Raw genomic sequence first — 18,678 nt, forward strand, 5'->3', positions numbered from 1 at the left:
GTAATTAGATTTGTACCGTTAATTTATTAGTCCCAAATTAAAACTTAACCGCTTATGAATATTTCTACTTTTATTAGGAAAAAGTATGCCCTATTAGTTATTTGTATAATGACCTTTGGCATATCGAACTCACAAATTATTATCGATTCTTACGATTTTGACTTTAACTTTCAAGGTTGGACAGACACTGGCACTTATGCAGGAAGAACAACTAGTGGCACCTATAGATGCTCTAACGCTGGAGCAATTTTTATACAATACGATTTTGATGATGATATTTCAAGTAGAATTGAATCTCCTACAATAGACTTAACAAGTTATAATGAAATTGTATTCTCATTTTGTTTAACATCGCTAAATTTAGATAATGGTGATGGCTTTGATTTGCAATATTTTAACGGTTCTAACTGGAGCACAATTGAAACTTACAGAAGAGGAACGGACTTTGCAAATAGCGATGGTACAAATTATTCATTTTCATATACGTTAGATAGTTCTACTCATATATTTTCTACAAACTCAGCTTTTCGTTTCATTGGTCAAATGAGTGAGACTAATGAGTATTCTGTTTTTGATGATATATCAATAATTGCTCAAGGTTGTGGAGAAACTATAAATAGTTTTCCGTATACCGAAGGTTTTGAAACAGGTATTGGCGATTGGACTCAGGATATAAATGATGATAATGATTGGACAAGACAATCTGGTGGAACACCTAGTGGAAATACCGGTCCTTCCTCTGCCAACGAAGGCAACTTCTATATGTTTACTGAGGCGAGTAGCCCAAACTTTAACAATACATTTAATCTAGTAAGTCCATGTTTTGACCTAAACGCAGAAACAAGTGCAAACTTTTCGTTTTACTATCATATGTTTGGATCTGAAATGGGAGATTTGTTTTTAGAAATCAGTACAGATAGTGGGTCCACCTTTCCTACGGTTTTATGGTCTCAAACTGCAGGTCAAGTTCAAACAGATGATACGGATGCGTGGATTCAAGAAGTTGTTAATTTAGATGCCTATGTAGGTCAAACCGTAAACTTACGTTTTAGAGGGGAAACTTCAGATTTTTATCAAAGTGATATGGCAATTGATGATTTGTCTTTTTTCACTGCTCCTAAACCTGAAATTGAAATTACTGGTAACTCAATTACTATTTCAGACGGTGATACAACACCAAATTTCGCAGATAATACAGATTTTGGAAACGTAAATGTTGCAACTGGAACGAATTCAAATAGTTTTACAATAAGTAATAGTGGAAGTGAAAATTTAATTCTAACAGGTGCTAATCCATATGTAGTAATAAGTGGTGCCAATGCTGGTGATTTTATTTTAACATCTGCTCCGTCTTCACCAATCGCTGCAAACAACACCTCTTCTTTTACAATAACATTTGACCCAAGTGCAAACGGTTTTAGAACTGCGACTGTGAGCATTGCAAATAATGACAGTGATGAAGACCCTTATAATTTTACTATTTCTGGAAATGGAGGATCATCAACTGTTTGTATAACTTCTATTTCATCATTCCCACATGTAGAGAGCTTTGAATCTGTTATTTCGTCATGGACTCAAGATTTAAATGTTATCGTTGATGACTTTAACTGGTCAAGAACCAATTTGAATACCCCAAGTGGAAACACTGGTCCTAGCAGAGCTAAAGATGGTAATTTCTATTATTTTACAGAAGCTACAAGCAACTTTAATAATGTCTCAAATTTAACGAGTCCTTGTTATGACCTTTCCTCTGCTAGAAATCCAAGATTTACATTTTTTCATCATATGTTTGGAGAGGATATGGGGACACTAACCCTTGAACTCAGCTTAAACGGTGGTGCTGATTATAATACCGTCCTCTGGACAAATACAGGACAAGTACAAAACAACACTGTCTCAGCTTGGATACCAATTAGTATAGATCTCAAGGATTATATTGGTCAGACAATAAAATTTAGGTTCCAAGGTACTACTGGCAACAATTATGCGAGCGATATGTCAATAGATAATTTAGTACTTTCAGATCGACCTGATCCAACAACTGCTCCTGGTGGCGTAATATCTGGTTTGTCAACTTGGCTAAAAGCAGATGCTGGATTAAGTGTCTCTGATGGAGGAATTGTTAGCCAATGGCTAGATCAAGGACTTGGTAGCGATGTACGAGTTCATACCCCTGGACAAGAACCTACTTTTAGAGATAATATTAATAAAAATGTCAATTTTAATCCCGTTGTAGAGTTTGATAATAATTTTGTCAATTCTCAATTTGACACCCAATTTAGGTATGATGACACTTCGAAACAATTTTTAGGAGGCGACTTTGGATATTATACAGAAGAAGTGTTTGTAGTCATTATACCTGATGATACAGTTGTGAACAGCACATTTGGTTCGATGTATATTATTTGTGGTGACTCAGATTCTGAACTAAATGCTGTTGATACTACAGGTATGGCATTTGGCAACTTAACAGGTCGTTTTTCAAATGAAATTATATGTTATGCACATGACACCTATGACAATAATCCTGATGATGGATATGGTGTAGCAGAGATAGGCACTGGATCAACTTATGATAATGTTGGCATCTTAAACACAAGAGCTAATACTTCTAGTACCCTACAAGAGCTGTTTTATAACGCCAACAATATTGGTACTACACAAAATGATATTGCTGAATATTTAGAAAGTGATGATACCCGCTTTTGGCTAGGTAGAACTGAAGGAAGTAAAGCAACAATCAACGCAAGAATAGCAGAGGTGATTACTTATTCTAGTAGAAAATCAGACAATGATCTTACACAAGAACGCAATAAAATTCAATCATACTTAGCCATCAAATATGGAATCACATTAGGAACAAATGGAATTTCTCAGGATTACGTTAATAGCGATGGTAATGTCATTTGGGATGAATCTTCTAACGTTGGCTATAACCATGATATCGCAGGTATTGGACGTGATGATGCTTCTGAATTAAACCAAAAACAATCTAGAAGCGTAAACAATGGAAATGATGGAATAGGTCGTACTCAAGGACTAATTACAATGGGATTGAACGAAATTTACACCACCAATAACGAACACGTATCTTCAAATGCCACAACTTTTGACAATAAAAATTTCTTAGTCTGGGGAAATAATGGAGTAAATCTTAATCTTCCGGCAACAGAAGTAGCTGTAAACATGAGTTCAGGCATAACTCCATCACTTTCAACTGATGTGTCTTTTGTAGCTATGCAGCGTATCTGGAAAGTGGTTGAGACTGGAGGAGATATTCCTTCAGTAAAAATAAGAATCCCACAAGATGCTGTTAGAAACATTACACCTCCTGGTAACTTTTATATGTTCATATCTAGCACTGGTGTTTTTGATCCTACAGCAGATTACAGGATAATGACATCAGACGGTAACGGAAACCTAGAAACCGACTATGATTTCGACGGAACAAAATATATCACTTTTGGATATGCCCCAAGAGTAGAAGTAACACGATCAATATATTTTGACGGAGTTAATGATTATGTTGATATGGAGAATGCATTAAATCTTGATCCAACTGGATTTACTATTTCAGCTTGGATAAAAAGAGATGCTGCAGATAGTGGAACTAAATCAATAATTTCCAAAAGAGATGTTGCCTTCAACAATGGTTATGATTTTAGAATATTAAACGATAATAGAGTACAATTGAGATGGGTAAATGGTGGTTTCCAAACAAATACGACTAATGTAAGTATTCCTGATGATGAGTGGCATCATGTCGCTGCAATATATGATGGATCACAATCATTTCTCTATATTGATGGTGTTTTAGATAGTCAGCGTAATCGTGTCCCACCTATAGATACAGATGAGTCATTTTATATTGGTGCAGCAGCTAAAAACTCACCGACGCAACATTTCCGAGGAAATATAGATGAAGTAAGAGTTTGGGATATTGACTTAACTCCAGAACAGCTAAGATTTATAATGAATCAAGAAATTGAAAATAATTCTAATTTTGTAGCTGGTAAAGTATTACCAACAACGATCACTAAGAATGATGTGGCAACAATACCTTGGTCACAGCTTGCAGGATACTATCCAATGTCTGTTTATACCTACACAAATACTGAAGACGCTTCGGGTAACAGTAATCAAGGCGCTTTAAGAAATCTAAACACTGTTGACAGGCAAACCGCTCCATTACCTTACGTATCACAATCTAATGGTGATTGGTCAAATACCGATACTTGGTTAAATGGTAATACTCAAGCCTTAGCAAATTCATTATCAATCGTAGATAATTCTACTCCTATTGATTGGAACATTGTAAGCATGAGCCATGATATAACAGTAGACACTCAACCTGTATTAGGTCGAGAAAGACAAGTATTAGGACTCTATGTAAATTCTGGAACACTTACTATTGATGGTGATAATACAGATGCCACAGCTGGGAATGGTTTTACAGTTTCCCACTATTTGAAACTGGATGGCAAAATTGATTTAGAAGGTCAATCTCAACTTGTACAAACACTCGGTAGTGATTTAGATCCAACTTCTTCTGGCTCTCTTGAAAAAGACCAACAAGGTACAGCAGATGTTTTTACATATAATTATTGGTCTTCTCCTGTTGGAGAAACCAACACGACAACAAATAATAACTCATATTCTGTAACAGATGTCATGTTTGATGGTGTTAACCCTATTAACTTTATCAATACTGGTTATAATGGGTCTGATGGTGGAATCATAACAATTGCAGATTACTGGATTTGGAAATTCGCCAATCAATTAGATGACGACTACTCCGCTTGGCAACATGTGAGAAGAAACGGTACATTACTAACTGGTGAAGGATTCACAATGAAAGGTCCTGGCTCTGGGGCTATCTCAGACCGGCAGAATTATGTTTTCCTTGGAAAACCAAATAATGGAGATATAACCTTAACACTTAATGCAGGTAACGACTACCTGGTTGGTAACCCTTACCCTTCTGCAATTGATGCCAATACGTTTATTACAGATAATGGACCAACTTTAGAAGGTGAAGGAGCTAATCCTTTAATTAGCGGTACGCTTTACTTCTGGGAGCATTGGGGTGGCGGAAGTCACAACCTTGCAGATTACCAAGGTGGTTATGCGACCTATAACTTCTCTGGAGGTGTTGCTGCACCATCATTAGGCACAAACGATCCAGATGTTGGTACAGGTGGAGTACCTACCAAAGTACCTGGAAGATTTATACCAGTAAGTCAAGGATTCTTCGTAGTTGGAGAAAATACAGGAACCATTAAATTTAATAATGGTCAACGTGACTTTAAAAGAGAAAAAACAACAGGAGCAGATGACTCTGTGTTTATTAGAAGTGCAGACACCTCATCAGGCACTCAAGATGAAAATGAGATTGTTGACGAGCGTATGAGATTTAGAATTGGTTTTAATTCCATCAATACAATTCACAGACAATTGTTACTAACTATCGACGATGCGACTACAACTGGTTACGACTGGGCTTATGATGCTAAAATTTATGATAACCAAATGGATGATCTATATTGGTTGATCGATAATGAGAAGTACACCATTCAAGGTAGTAATGAAGTTGAGCCACAAACTGTATATCCTTTAGGCATTAATACAGAGGATGATGGTCTCAATACAATCACTATAGATAAGTTAGAAAATGTTCCAGATAATATCAATATCTTTATTCATGATCTAGAAAACGATACGTATCATAACCTAAGAGAAGGAGATTTCGAATTCTTCCTTCCTGCGGGAGAATATTTAGACAGGTTTACATTAACGTTCAGCAATGCAAGTGAAAATTCTCTTGGAGTAGATGATTTCGAATTAAATTCAATAGATGCATTCTATAACATAGAATCAGAGAGTATTGCCTTATATAACCCTAACTTTATCGATGTGAAGTCCATAGCTTTATATAATCTCATCGGACAAGAGATTACAAAAATTGAAAACATTTCAGAATCGGACTATTCTGAATACCAAGTTAAGAACCTTAGTACTGGAACTTACATTATTAAGATAAATACTTTAAGCGGTTTGATATCTAAAAAAGTTCTAGTCAAGTAAAAATAGATCCCAAATCTATCATAATCTTAACTTGAAAAAAGCCTCGATCCTTAATTGGAAAGAGGCTTTTTAATTTTATAGATAATAAATTTTCTTCGGAAATTTTAACTCAAACTAGCGATCAACTGTTCTAAAGAGACTTCTTGCTGATCTCCAGTTTTCATGTTCTTTAACGTGTACACATTATTGTTCATTTCAGATTCACCCAAAAGAACAACATACGGGATATCACGCTTATCGGCATAATTAAATTGCTTTTTCGTGTTCTTATTGTCTGGAAATAACTCTGCGCTCACTCCGTTTTCCCGCAACGCTTTAATGGCCTTCATGCTTGCCATAGCCTCTGCTTCACCAAAATTGATGAATAATACTTTAACGGTATTAGTAATCGTTTCTGGAAATAAATCTAAATCCTCAAGTACCAAAGCAATACGATCGAGACCAAAACTAATCCCAACACCACTCATATCCTTAAGTCCAAAAATTCCTGTGAGATCATCATAACGACCTCCTCCACCAATCGATCCCATTTTTACACCATCTGGCGCAGCAACTTCAAAAATAGCGCCTGTGTAATAATTGAGTCCGCGAGCGAGTGTAACATCCAGTTGCAGTTTTGCAGTTTTTAAACCTAAGCTTGCAATCCCTTTATTTATGAACTCTAATTCTTCAATTCCTTTTTTTCCTTCTTCGGAAGCATTGAGAATTGTTTTCAATTCTTCAATTTGATTTCCAAAGTTACCTTTAAGCGTAAACAATGGCTGCAGTTTTGTAATCCCTTCTTCGGAAATTTCCTTACCTCGCATTTCGTCCTTTACCTTCTCCTCTCCTATTTTATCCAACTTATCTAAAGCCACAGTAAAATCAATAAGCTTATCCTGAGCTCCAATCACTTCTGCAATTCCCGAAAGTATTTTACGATTATTGATTTTTATCGTAACACCTTCTAATTGTAAAGCGGTAAAAACCGAATCATAAAGCTGAACAAACTCTACTTCTTGCCACAGTGAATCACTCCCAACCACATCGGCATCACATTGGTAAAATTCTCTAAAACGCCCTTTTTGCGGACGATCTGCTCGCCAAACCGGTTGAATTTGATAGCGCTTAAATGGGAAGTCAATCTCGTTTTGGTGTTGAACCACGTATCTTGCAAAAGGTACTGTTAGATCGTAACGAAGGGCTTTTTCTGAAATACTAGAAGTAATCTTATTAGAATCTTTTGAATTATATAAGTCATCATTTACTTTGCCCAAATAATCACCACTATTCAAAATCTTAAAGATCAAGCGATCACCTTCTTCTCCATATTTACCCATCAAGGTATCTGAATTTTCAAAGCTTGGTGTCTCGATAGGTTGAAATCCGAAAATCTCAAACTGAGACCGTATCGTATTAAAAATATAATTTCGCTTTGCGACCTCCTGCGGATTAAAATCCCTCGTTCCTTTTGGTATGCTTGGTTTTTGTGCCATAGTCAACTTCCTGCGAAAGCAGGAATCTCTTTTTTTCTGTCATTTAACATTTCCGAAGAAATAAAATGAGGTTTAATTCGTCACAAAAATATTATAATTTTAATGGGCATTCGAAAGTTATTTCAATTTTATAGTAACTTTATGGGTGTTTTGTAGTCTTATTGTAAAACGCAACCCACTTTAAAGATCCATATGTTTTCATTAGTTAGAGAAAATATTCGCATTGCCTTTGATTCTATTAGAAGTCAACTGCTTCGCACGATACTTACCATTTTAATTATCGCTATTGGTATTACTGCCTTGGTTGGGATTTTAAGCGCTGTTTCTGCATTGGAAAATACGATTTCGAGTGATTTCTCGTCTATGGGAGCTAATACGTTTAATCTACAACGTTATGATTTTACGTCGCAACGTCGCTCAAACGATGAACAAAAAGTAAATCCTGTTATTAATTACAGGCAGGTAAAAGAATTTGAGGAGGAGTATAATTTTCCGTTTACCAATGTGTCGCTTTCTTTTCAAGGCACAAATTCCGCAGAAGTTAAATACGAGAATGAAAAGACAGATCCCGAAGTTCAGGTTTTTGGCGTTAATGAGAATTTTATTTCAAATTCTGGATTGGAAGTAGACGCAGGACGTGCATTAAATTATTTTGATGTTGAAAACAGCAATAGCGTTTGTGTGATTGGGAGTGATTTAAAAAAGGCTTTGTTGGATGATGTCAACCCAATAAACAAGACAATTAGCATTAGAGGCGCAAAATTTAAAGTGATTGGTGTACTTAAGGAAAAAGGCTCTACGTTTGGTAATAACCAAGATTTACGAGTGTTGATGCCACTTCAAAAAGCTAGAACTATTTTTACAAATGCAAATATCAACTACAGTTTAAGCGTAAAAACCGATAAAAAAGATATGCTTGAAGGCGCTCAAGACGAAGCCATTGTATTGTTTAGAAATATTAGAGGATTAAACCCAATTGAAGAAAACAATTTTGGAATAGAACGAAGCGACGACCTCATCAACCGTATTGGTGAAATTACAGGCGTGCTGTCTATGGCTGCTTGGATTATAAGTGTTATCACCATTTTTGGGTCGACCATTGCGCTGTTTAATATGATGCTGGTTTCAGTATCTGAGCGTACGAGAGAAATTGGAGTTCGTAAAGCATTGGGAGCAAAAAGCGGAACAATCGCTTTTCAGTTTTTTATTGAAACGATAATTATTGGACAGTTTGGAGGAATTCTGGGTATTTTATTAGGGATTCTTTTAGGGTACGGATTTGCTTACCTTGCAGAGTTTAACTTTGTGATCCCTTGGGCTGCAATGATCTGGGCAAGTATCATCACATTTATCGTCGCTGTGGTTTCTGGTTCTTATCCTGCCATAAAAGCTGCTAAGCTGGATCCTGTGGAGTCTTTGAGATATGAGTAATGCATAAATGAATTTTATTACATGTCCATTCCACTTTCCAAACACCACATAAAAAGTATAAACAAAGCTTTAAATTATATTGAGTACCATTTAGAAAATGATTTGACTTTAGAGTGCGTTTCTAAAATCGCAAACTACTCGCCTTACCATTTTCATCGCATTTTTAAAGCATTTACCAAAGAAACACTCAATCAATACGTTGCTAGAAAACGTGTAGAAAAAGCATCTGCTGTGTTACTTCGGAAGAAAGAAGTGACAATTTCAGAATTGTCGTTGCAGTTTGGTTTTACCAGTAATTCCTCATTTACGAGAGCGTTTAAAAAGTTTTATGGTGAAAATCCGAGTGATTTCCGAAGAAAAGGAAAAGGTAAATATAGCAAGATACGTCAAGTGAAAAGCAAGATCGGACAAGCATCAACACATTTTGAAGCGTATGTTTGTGACACCAATCAACATACGAATCAGATGCAATCAACTATTGAAGTAAAATCTATAGCCGACATTCACACTATTGGAACCTCCTGTATTGGTGTCCAAAATGTATCATCAACATTTCAAGATGTTCTGGAATGGGCTGGACCAAAAGGTTTATTGCGTGATCCAAACTTTAAAATGGCAACAGCCTATTATGATAGTTTTAAAATTACTGCACCAAATAAGGTGAGAATGCGAGCTTGCATAATTGTTGATGAGCCTTTAAATACTGATGGCGACATGTCGTTAGTTACCTTAACAAAAGGATTGCACATCATTGCTCATCACGAGATACATATTGGTGAGTTTGAGCGCGCTTGGACTGAGCTATTTATTTGGATGAATACCAACGGTTACAAAATGCGCAACGAACCGCCTTTTGAAATTTACCACAATGATTTTAACACGCATCCTGAGAAGAAATGCATTGTTTATTTTTATATTCCTGTGGCGTAACTATTGTCAATGCTGCGAATGGAGAGATCTATAATTAAAAAATTCTGCATCAAAAGCGTAATAACAATTGAGTAAGCTCAAAATTTAGTTTTTCAGAAAAAGCAAAACTCAACATTTATTTCCCTACCAAATTCTCAAAATATTGATATAGTTCTCCTTTTGTGATATTGGCTCCCTCTTGGATGAGCTTAAATTTGTCTTGACCTTTATCTTCGGAATATTCTTTTACTGCTGTAAACATTTCAACATGATCAGATAACAGGTTATCCTTAAACCAAGCATAGCCTTCTTTTGTGGTGATGTCGATATCTTTGTTCTTAATTTTTAAGGCTATCAATCGCATTTGCTTTTTTGCGCAATGGAATAAATGCATTTGCTGCGCAGAGATATGTTCTAAATAATTAACTTTAGATAACACGCCTTGCCAAATCAAATCACTAAATACATCCAGTTCTTGTTCTGCAACTTCTGGTTTGTTTGCTTTAATATCTTTCCACTCCTCTGCGGTTATGGATTGCGTTGCTAAAAAATTGATGAATTCTTGGTGTAATTCTTCAAATTGTTCTTTTGTAAGTCTTGAGTATTTCATATTACAAGCTTGATTTCCTAAATGGAGAAATGATTTTTAATTTTAATTTTCCGAAGAAAAACTGAATTGAGCCAGCCTTTGATTTTACACGAATAGGTTGGTTATGAAAAAAGCCTCATTCCGTAAAGGATTGAGGCTTTTTAAAAAATTATTCTTTTAGATTATGCTTCTGCAATAACTTCAAAAGTTAAATCTACAGTTACAGATCTATGTAATCTAATTGCAGCTTCGTACTGTCCTAAACGTTTGATGTTACCACCAACAATAGAGATAAATTTCTTATCTATATCGTGACCTTCGTTTTTAAGTGCGTTTGCTAAATCCATATTGGTTATTGAACCAAATAATTTATCACCAGCAGTTGCACCAGTACCAGCTTTTGCTGTAAGTTTAATATCCAACAATTTGATTGCTTCTGCTGTTTTCTCTGCTTCTGCAATAACTGTTTTCTCTTTGTACTCTCTTTGTTTTAATAATTCTGCCAATGCTTTTTTAGCAGATGACGTTGCCATTACAGCGTGACCATTAGGAATCAAAAAGTTTCTACCATAACCGTTCTTAACAGATACAATATCGTCTTTAAATCCTAAATTATCAACGTCTTGTTTTAATATAAGTTCCATAGTTATTGGTATTTTATTTTAATAAATCTGCTACGTAAGGCATTAGCGCCAAGTGACGTGCTCTCTTTACAGCGACAGATACTTTTCTTTGGTATTTTAATGATGTTCCTGTTAAACGTCTTGGTAAAATTTTACCTTGCTCGTTTACAAAGCCTAATAACCAATCTGCATCTTTGTAATCAACATACTTGATACCAGATTTCTTAAAACGACAGTATTTTTTCGCTTTGCTCGTGTCTATATTTAATGGAGTAAGATATCTAATCTCTCCATCTTTCTTTCCTTTTGCTTGTTGTTCTATTGAAGACATAATTACGCTTTTTGTTTATCTCTGTTTCTTCTCTTTTCTGCCCAAGCAATCGCATGCTTGTCTAATGCTACTGTTAAGTAACGCATAAAACGCTCATCACGTCTAAACTCTACTTCTAATGGAGTGATATGCTCTCCATCTACAGTGTACTCAAATAAGTGGTAGAAACCACTTTTTTTGTTTTGGATTGGGTAAGCTAATTTTTTTAAGCCCCAATTTTCTTTGGCTATCATCTTCGCTCCTCGAGAAACAAGAAAATCTTCGTATTTCTGTACTGTTTCCTTTATCTGATCTTCAGATAAAACGGGATTTAAGATGAAAACAGTTTCATAATGATTCATAAAAATCTATTTTATTGTGTTAAAAATGAGTGCAAAAATAATCATTATTTCTAATTCTGGCAACGTTTTTGTATTTAAAATTCAAGAAGAAAACGATATCTTAAAATTATGTTAAAATTTACGGTTTACCGATGTTTTTTGGTTTTTAACCGAATTTTTCGTACTATTGTCGATATCTTAACCTAAAATACAATAATGTTATGACTTTAAACTGTGTAGTAGTTGATGATTCTGCGATTCAAAGGTTATCCATTGTAAAGTTAATTGAGAATCATAGCTCACTTAACCTTATAGCAGAATACAGTAGCGCATTAGAGACCAAAAACGGACTTAATACCCATAAAGTAGATTTAATCTTCTTGGATATTGAGATGCCTGTACTTAACGGTTTCGAGCTACTCGACGTACTCAACAACAAACCCCAAATTATTTTCGTTACAGGTAAAACTGAATACGCATTTAAAGCTTTTAACTATGACGCAACCGACTATCTACAAAAACCTATTACTAGAGAAAGATTTAACCAATCTGTAGAAAAAGCGCTGGAGCAGCATAAATTAAAGCTAGATTTCAATGAAACTGATGGCGAACACATCTTTGTCAAAAGTAACCTAAAAAAACGTAAGGTTTACATAAAAGATATCAAATGGATCGAAGCCCTCGGTGATTACGTAAAACTCGTTACCGAAGAAAACAGCCTCGTCGTTTTATCTACTATGAAAGCTTTTGAAGCAGAATTGCCAGAAGGCAAATTCTTAAGAATCCATAAATCATATATCGTAAACCTTGATAAGGTGGATAGATTTAACAGTAAAAATGTAGAAGTTGGTGCTTATGAAATACCATTGAGCAGAAATAAGAAAACCCAACTCGTTGACGCATTAAACAATATTTAAGGATGAAATAACATTACATTTCAGTCTTAATTGCCCTAATGACTAACTAACATTTGTTGAAAATCCCACCGCTCAGTGGGATTTTTTATTTACTGTTTTTCTTCGGAAATGGGCTGTACTGCATTATAGTCTTTAAGATAACACCTTTCCCACTAATAATTATCCACATTCAAAATCACACGAATAGGCCTAAAATCCTTCACACTCAAAAAACTAGTGTTGATTTTTAAAATCGCTTCTTTGGTTTTACCCAACGATTGTTTCTGGGGAATCTTAACCAAAATGTGTTTCAAATACTGATTTCTAATTCTTGCCACAGGCGGAAATTCTGGGCCTAGAACATGTTTATCAAAAACAGTTCGCAATGAGCGTGCATACCAATCTGCTCCAACGTCAACTTTTTGATAATCCTTATGCTTCAATGTGATTTTTATCATCCTAAACACTGGCGGATATTTATACACATGACGCTCTCCCAACTGCTCTTCAAACATATCAAAATAGCTATTTGTAGAGACCTGCTGCAAAATTTTATGATATGGGTTATACGTTTGAATCAATACCTTCCCACGTTCTTCCGTTCGTCCTGCCCTACCAGATACTTGAGCCATTAGCTGATAACTACGTTCGTGTGCTCTAAAATCGGGGAAGTTGAGCATATTATCTGCATTCATGATCCCAACAAGCTTAACATTTCTAAAATCTAAACCTTTTGTCAACATCTGTGTACCAACCAAAATATCAATCTCACCTTGTTCTAAAGCAGTTATAATTTTTTCGTAACCGTATTTTCCTCGTGTGGTATCTAGATCCATACGACCTACAACATGGTCTGGAAATAATAATTTTGCCTCCTGCTCTACCTGCTCTGTCCCAAAACCTTTGCTATCCAATTCTACACTACCACAAGCTTCACAGCTTTTTGGCATCACCGAGTTATAACCACAATAATGGCAGCGCAACTGATTTCTATATTGATGAAACGTCAAACTCACATCACAATTAGGACATTGAGGTGCATGACCACAAGAATTACATTCTATGATTGGAGAAAAGCCACGTCGATTTTGAAACAGTATAATTTGATACCCATTTTCTAGTGTTTCGGTCATTTCCTCAATGAGTCGATCACTAAAATGACCTTTCATACGCTTTCGTTTCTGCTTATCTTTAATATCTACAAGCTCTACATCTGGCATCATCACATTGTTGTAACGATGATTTAATTCTACCAAACCATATTTACCTTGCTGTGCATTATAGTAACTTTCTAGACTTGGTGTAGCAGATCCTAAAAGAGTTTTACTTTTGAAGATATTTGCCAACACAATTGCCGAATCTCTTGCGTGATATCTTGGTGCTGGATCAAACTGTTTGTATGACGATTCATGCTCTTCATCTACGATGATTAGTCCAAGATTTTTAAACGGTAATAATACCGAAGAACGCGCTCCCAAAATAATCTGAGCTGTTGGCGAATTATTGAGTACATTGTTCCAAACTTCAACACGTTCGTTTGTGGAATATTTACTGTGATAAACCGCTACCTTTTCTCCAAAATAATTTTGAAGTCGTTCTACCAATTGTGTGGTCAATGCAATTTCTGGTAAGAGATACAAAACTTGTTTCCCCTTTTCTATTTGAGCTTCAATGAGTTTGACATAGACTTCTGTTTTTCCTGAAGAAGTCACTCCATGAATTAATGTAATGTTTTGACTATCAAAACTTTTAGTTATTTCACTTAAAGCTTTTTCTTGATATTCATTTAACTGTTTTGAATCTTCATTCTCGTCGTCATCATACAGAACACGATCCATTTGAATGTGGTATTCTTCAAGAATCCCTTTATCAATTAAACTTTTAATAATAGATGAAGACGCATCACTTTCCGCAGACAAATCAGAAACTTTTATCGGTTTTTTTGTTTGCGCCGAAATAGAAAACAACGTCATAATAACGTCCCTTTGTTTTGGAGCTCTACTCAACTCTTCCATTAAATTTTGTAGGCCATTTTCCGAAGAAAACTGAGCTGTAATTTTAACGTATCTAACTAATTTTGGTTTGTACTTCTCATAGATTTCCTCTTGAACAGAAATGGCGTTTTTCTCCAATAAACGTTTGATAACTGGTAACACATTTTTCTTATCCAAAATGGACATCATGTCTTGTATTTTTAATGATGATTGATGATGTAATGCTTCGTAAACCACGAACTCATCATCTTTTAAATCGGTATCATTAATAACCTGTTCGTCGTTTTTAGTGATAATGGTCTCGCTCTCTAGTATAAAAGCACTTGGCAAAGCTGCTCGCATCACATCACCAAGCGTACACATATAGTATTTAGAAATCCACTGCCAGTGTTGTAATTGTTGAGCCGTGACGATAGGTATTTCGTCTAGTATTTGATGGATCTCCTTCGCGTCATACACTAAAGGTGCATTTGTATGAATATCAATAACGAGCGCTGTGTAAATCTTTGATTTCCCGAAGGGAACAGAGACACGAATTCCTGGTTGCAGAAAATCGGCTTCAGCTTTTGTAATCGCATAGGTGAAGCTTTTTTCTAAGGGAATTGGCAGTATGACATTAATAAAATGACCCATACGCCAAAGGTAATAGGTTTACATAAAAAAACCATCTTTGTGAGTGATGGTTTTACATTGAAAATTATTTTATTAATTATCTATTTTAAATAACTTTTTAAGCGATGACGTATCTGTCTTCTTGGTTCTAGTTTCTATTTTCGCTTTACTTTTTGTGTTTTTTGTAGTTGTTCTTCCTCTCACTTTAGATTGAGCCCTTCTGTTATTCTTATTAGCATCTAAAGGATTTGGATGGTCTGTACCTCGTTTTGGGATATTCGCAATTGTACCACCATTATTTTTATCTGCAATAGCTCGTAAAATGGCAACTTGAGCATCTAGCTCTCCAAAGTAAGCCAAATCATATAGCACAATAGCTTCAGTATAATTTTTGTTTTCTTCATGAATTAAGGCCATTAAAAGCAATTCGTGTCGCCTAGATTTTACATTATCTTTATTAGGATTTGTTTCTATACAAGATTTAATATCTGCTTCTGCTTCTGCTAAATTTCCCAAATTATAATGCAACTGTGCTCTGTTAAAATAACTATAGGTGTTGGGTGACATAGCTACGAGTTGGTTAAATTTTTCCAAATCACTTTCTCTAGCTTGTTCTCTCACAATGAGCTTTTTACTTAATTTTTCTCTTTCTAAATGCTCAAAATAGGCCTTGCATGTGTAGACTAATTCCGACTGCATAGCAACAATCAAATCTTTTCTAGCGAGTTGACCCAAAAGCATTTTTTTATTGATGTCTTCTTCTACTATTTGCGCATCAATTTGTATCGCATATGTTGGCAAAGTTTCTCTAAAACAGGCTTTATACGCATTTTCTGTGAGCTTTCGCTTTTGACTTTCGAGCGTGAGACAATCACACATATCTGTTCTAAATGCTGATTTGTATGCTTGACTTGAGGCTAAATTTCCTAAGAAAACAACACTCAATACAACAATGGTGTTTTTAATTTTCATTTTATGATTCTTTTAATTTTTATCGTCCTCTTCATCCTCTTCATCTGTTCCCACAAAATAAGCTTTGACTGTTTTTATACAGTATTTTAACGCTTTTTTAGATTTATTGAGATTAATTGTTGCTTTACCTTTTCGCATAATATTCTCATTTCCGCTGGTCATATCATCCACGATTGTTGGTAATACCTGCCATAAACTATCTAAATCTCTCTCTGCTCTTTCAACAAGCGCATCTTCAATCTCAGAAGGCACCTCAACACCAGCTTGAGTTAAACTGTCATACACAAAAACTTTATGATAAAGATCAAAGGTGTTGTCTACAAATTGATCAACACTTTTAATTTTTGAAGCGCGTTTTGGTGGTTTTTGGCGTTTAGGTTGTGAAAATCCAAAGAGCGGAATTAAAAATATAACGACTATAACTGCGGAAATGTACTGATGTAATTTAGATATTGCTTTCATGAGTTTTGGATTAATAACAGTTAATTATTTAAAGGAGATTACAGACTAAAGGATTAATAATTGATTGTTCCGTTCATGGTTAGAATGGTTTCTGAATCTACATTGATAACAGTAGTATCGTCAAACACAATGGTTTTTGAAATCTTATCTACGCTAAAACCTATGCCACAATCTGTATTATCTGCAGAACTTGTTGGAGGTGTTGAACACACATATCTATATTCTACGCCATCACTAATAATAACCATAGAGATCACTTTATTGACATCTGCATTATCGCCAATTGTAAATTGAGCTGCAACGATGACAAAAGCATTTGAAAAATTGGTTGGTACTAATTCTCCATTTTCTATGGTCGTATTTTCGTCTAACAGTGTAACAGAACTATTTGTACCAGTAGTATCCAATCCATTGGGATCAATATTACCAACGGTTAATGAGCTCCCTACTATTGTAGTATCTGGTCCAGATAATTGTATCGTACCAAATATCAAATTACCACTTGAGTTAGAATCATCATCGCCAGAGCAACCAATAATTAGGAGTGTTAGTATTAAGGCTTTAATAAAATTGAATGTTGTTTTCATGATTTATGGTTTTTATTTTAATATTGATAGGGTTTTGAGTCTGAAACTTTCCGAAGAAAAAAAAATCAGCTACTGTTTTATTATTTTTTTAGTAAATATGCTTTTGTCATGAGAAATTCGCAACAGATACATTCCAGAATTTAGTCCTGATAAATCCACCTTATTAATACTATCTGTCAGGCTTTGAGCATGGATTAATCGACCATTAATATCTAAAACCTCAATAGTGATAGCTGAATTTAAACTAGTTTTCACAATCAATTGATCTTGTACTGGATTTGGATAGATTTCAAAATCAACAAAAACAACCTCTTCTATATCAAGTGTTTGACAACTTGGGTAAGTTCTACGGTCACGTGTTGTGTTTGTCCAAGTCCCAAAAATATTAGCTTGATCTACTACCACAGTTGGACTACCTTCACTGTTATTAGTGTAAAATTCTCTTTGAGTTGGCTCGTAGACTGTTGTGCTTGGGTTCCAATCTGATTTAAGGCACTCAATTAAAAACCCATTACCATCATAAGTGTAGGTTTCTAGATTGTTATTGATCCATTCGATGGTATTCCAGTTTTGGGAGATTTCCGAAGACACCATATCATTAGAATTATAAACATATATCACTCTAGAATTACTTATCCAAATTGAATTATCGATATCCCATGTACTATTTACAATCGTATCAATTTGCGGAAATGCTGTGTATGTAAAATCGTTTTTCTCCCTATTTACTAAAGAACTTGACATTACATCCCATTCTTGATAGAGCGCTTCTACTAATAAATTACTGCTGTTGTAGGTATTCTCAATGGTTTCATTGATTTGCCAATCATCATTTTCCCAAATATAAATTTCAATTAATGTTAAGTTGTTTCCTATATATGTAAAATCTGAACGTCGATCATTCACCCAATCTTGAAGGTTTACATCCCAAAGTTCATTTGTACTTGTCTCCATTTGAGAATTAGCATTGTAGCTTATCTCCAGTTGTATACTGTTCACAAACATGTCTGTTGGAAAATCCAGAGCTTGCAGCAGTGCATAATTTGGCAAACAAGCTGAATTAAATGTATAATCTACTGTTGAGATATGTTTCCATTCTGTACCGAGCCAAATATCTGTTTCCCATGTTTCTGGAACTGGTGGAGCTTGTTGCTGTGCTGTAGCATTTGAAATGATAAAAATAATTATGAGAAGTAATTTTGTTTTCATTTCTAAGGTCTTTTCGATTAATAATTATAAAGCAATCACATTTCACTCAAAAAAACCACAACTAACTTATTATCGTTGACTTTGAATATATTAACGTTGCTTTTGTAGGTTGTTTTTGACATTTAATTGCTACTTTTAAGCAGCTATTATTTATTACGATCCTTTATGAAAAGATTTATACCAA

At 35.0% G+C, this 18,678-nt stretch carries 14 protein-coding genes; 4 read left to right on the plus strand and 10 right to left on the minus strand.

Going from position 1 to position 18,678, the window contains the following annotated elements:
* Positions 1 to 54: 54 nt before the first annotated feature.
* The gene (locus GQ40_RS08400) at positions 55 to 6,084 is read left to right on the plus strand and encodes a LamG-like jellyroll fold domain-containing protein (RefSeq protein WP_081990192.1); all 6,030 of its coding nucleotides are present in this window, start codon (positions 55 to 57) and stop codon (positions 6,082 to 6,084) included.
* Positions 6,085 to 6,188: 104 nt separating this feature from the next.
* On the opposite strand, the gene hisS is transcribed toward GQ40_RS08400, so the two are convergent.
* A complete protein-coding gene (gene hisS / locus GQ40_RS08405; protein ID WP_047547471.1) occupies positions 6,189 to 7,559 on the minus strand; it encodes a histidine--tRNA ligase in 1,371 nt (456 codons plus the stop codon).
* Between the two features lie 192 nt (positions 7,560 to 7,751).
* Between hisS and GQ40_RS08410 the strand changes: the two genes are divergently transcribed.
* Entirely contained in the window at positions 7,752 to 8,990 is a 1,239-nt protein-coding gene (locus tag GQ40_RS08410) for an ABC transporter permease (protein ID WP_047547473.1), read from the plus strand.
* Between the two features lie 21 nt (positions 8,991 to 9,011).
* Positions 9,012 to 9,920: a GyrI-like domain-containing protein gene (locus tag GQ40_RS08415; RefSeq protein WP_047547475.1), complete on the plus strand. Its 909-nt coding sequence runs from the start codon at positions 9,012 to 9,014 to the stop codon at positions 9,918 to 9,920.
* A 115-nt stretch (positions 9,921 to 10,035) separates the two neighbouring features.
* Here GQ40_RS08415 and GQ40_RS08420 read toward each other — a convergent pair whose 3' ends face one another.
* From GQ40_RS08420 to rpsF, 4 genes are all read right to left on the minus strand, one after another.
* On the minus strand, positions 10,036 to 10,509 hold the full coding sequence (locus tag GQ40_RS08420; RefSeq protein ID WP_047547477.1) for a DUF6495 family protein: 474 nt from the start codon (positions 10,507 to 10,509) through the stop codon (positions 10,036 to 10,038).
* 161 nt (positions 10,510 to 10,670) lie between these two features.
* A complete protein-coding gene (gene rplI, locus GQ40_RS08425) occupies positions 10,671 to 11,132 on the minus strand; it encodes a 50S ribosomal protein L9 (protein ID WP_047547479.1) in 462 nt (153 codons plus the stop codon).
* A gap of 13 nt (positions 11,133 to 11,145) precedes the next feature.
* A complete protein-coding gene (rpsR, locus tag GQ40_RS08430) occupies positions 11,146 to 11,445 on the minus strand; it encodes a 30S ribosomal protein S18 (RefSeq protein WP_197052702.1) in 300 nt (99 codons plus the stop codon).
* A complete protein-coding gene (rpsF, locus tag GQ40_RS08435; protein WP_047547485.1) occupies positions 11,445 to 11,783 on the minus strand; it encodes a 30S ribosomal protein S6 in 339 nt (112 codons plus the stop codon). The genes rpsR and rpsF overlap by 1 nt, the downstream gene beginning before the upstream one ends.
* 200 nt (positions 11,784 to 11,983) lie before the next feature.
* On the opposite strand from rpsF, the gene GQ40_RS08440 reads away from it, so the two are divergent.
* On the plus strand, positions 11,984 to 12,679 hold the full coding sequence (locus GQ40_RS08440; protein WP_047547486.1) for a LytR/AlgR family response regulator transcription factor: 696 nt from the start codon (positions 11,984 to 11,986) through the stop codon (positions 12,677 to 12,679).
* Between the two features lie 152 nt (positions 12,680 to 12,831).
* On the opposite strand, the gene priA is transcribed toward GQ40_RS08440, so the two are convergent.
* The 5 genes from priA to GQ40_RS08465 form a co-directional block, all read right to left on the minus strand.
* Positions 12,832 to 15,285 (minus strand): primosomal protein N', encoded by a 2,454-nt coding sequence (priA, locus tag GQ40_RS08445; RefSeq protein WP_047547487.1) that lies wholly within the window; start codon positions 15,283 to 15,285, stop codon positions 12,832 to 12,834.
* Between the two features lie 72 nt (positions 15,286 to 15,357).
* The gene (locus tag GQ40_RS08450) at positions 15,358 to 16,236 is read right to left on the minus strand and encodes a hypothetical protein (RefSeq protein ID WP_047547488.1); all 879 of its coding nucleotides are present in this window, start codon (positions 16,234 to 16,236) and stop codon (positions 15,358 to 15,360) included.
* A gap of 12 nt (positions 16,237 to 16,248) precedes the next feature.
* A complete protein-coding gene (locus GQ40_RS08455) occupies positions 16,249 to 16,698 on the minus strand; it encodes a hypothetical protein (RefSeq protein ID WP_047547489.1) in 450 nt (149 codons plus the stop codon).
* 53 nt (positions 16,699 to 16,751) lie between these two features.
* Positions 16,752 to 17,285, minus strand: a complete 534-nt coding sequence (locus GQ40_RS08460; protein WP_047547491.1) for a hypothetical protein — start codon at positions 17,283 to 17,285, stop codon at positions 16,752 to 16,754.
* A 69-nt stretch (positions 17,286 to 17,354) separates the two neighbouring features.
* Entirely contained in the window at positions 17,355 to 18,494 is a 1,140-nt protein-coding gene (locus GQ40_RS08465) for a T9SS type A sorting domain-containing protein (RefSeq protein WP_047547492.1), read from the minus strand.
* Positions 18,495 to 18,678 lie beyond the last annotated feature (184 nt).

This window comes from Psychroserpens sp. Hel_I_66, assembly GCF_000799465.1.
GTDB lineage: Bacteria > Bacteroidota > Bacteroidia > Flavobacteriales > Flavobacteriaceae > Psychroserpens.

Excerpts from the sequence above, each read along its gene's own strand:
- GQ40_RS08400 (WP_081990192.1), top strand. The coding sequence starts at position 55 with ATGAATATTTCTACTTTTATTAGGAAAAAGTATGCCCTATTAGTTATT.
- hisS (WP_047547471.1), bottom strand. The coding sequence starts at position 7,559 with ATGGCACAAAAACCAAGCATACCAAAAGGAACGAGGGATTTTAATCCG.
- GQ40_RS08410 (WP_047547473.1), top strand. The coding sequence starts at position 7,752 with ATGTTTTCATTAGTTAGAGAAAATATTCGCATTGCCTTTGATTCTATT.
- GQ40_RS08415 (WP_047547475.1), top strand. The coding sequence starts at position 9,012 with ATGTCCATTCCACTTTCCAAACACCACATAAAAAGTATAAACAAAGCT.
- GQ40_RS08420 (WP_047547477.1), bottom strand. The coding sequence starts at position 10,509 with ATGAAATACTCAAGACTTACAAAAGAACAATTTGAAGAATTACACCAA.
- rplI (WP_047547479.1), bottom strand. The coding sequence starts at position 11,132 with ATGGAACTTATATTAAAACAAGACGTTGATAATTTAGGATTTAAAGAC.
- rpsF (WP_047547485.1), bottom strand. The coding sequence starts at position 11,783 with ATGAATCATTATGAAACTGTTTTCATCTTAAATCCCGTTTTATCTGAA.
- GQ40_RS08440 (WP_047547486.1), top strand. The coding sequence starts at position 11,984 with ATGACTTTAAACTGTGTAGTAGTTGATGATTCTGCGATTCAAAGGTTA.
- priA (WP_047547487.1), bottom strand. The coding sequence starts at position 15,285 with ATGGGTCATTTTATTAATGTCATACTGCCAATTCCCTTAGAAAAAAGC.
- GQ40_RS08450 (WP_047547488.1), bottom strand. The coding sequence starts at position 16,236 with ATGAAAATTAAAAACACCATTGTTGTATTGAGTGTTGTTTTCTTAGGA.
- GQ40_RS08455 (WP_047547489.1), bottom strand. The coding sequence starts at position 16,698 with ATGAAAGCAATATCTAAATTACATCAGTACATTTCCGCAGTTATAGTC.
- GQ40_RS08460 (WP_047547491.1), bottom strand. The coding sequence starts at position 17,285 with ATGAAAACAACATTCAATTTTATTAAAGCCTTAATACTAACACTCCTA.
- GQ40_RS08465 (WP_047547492.1), bottom strand. The coding sequence starts at position 18,494 with ATGAAAACAAAATTACTTCTCATAATTATTTTTATCATTTCAAATGCT.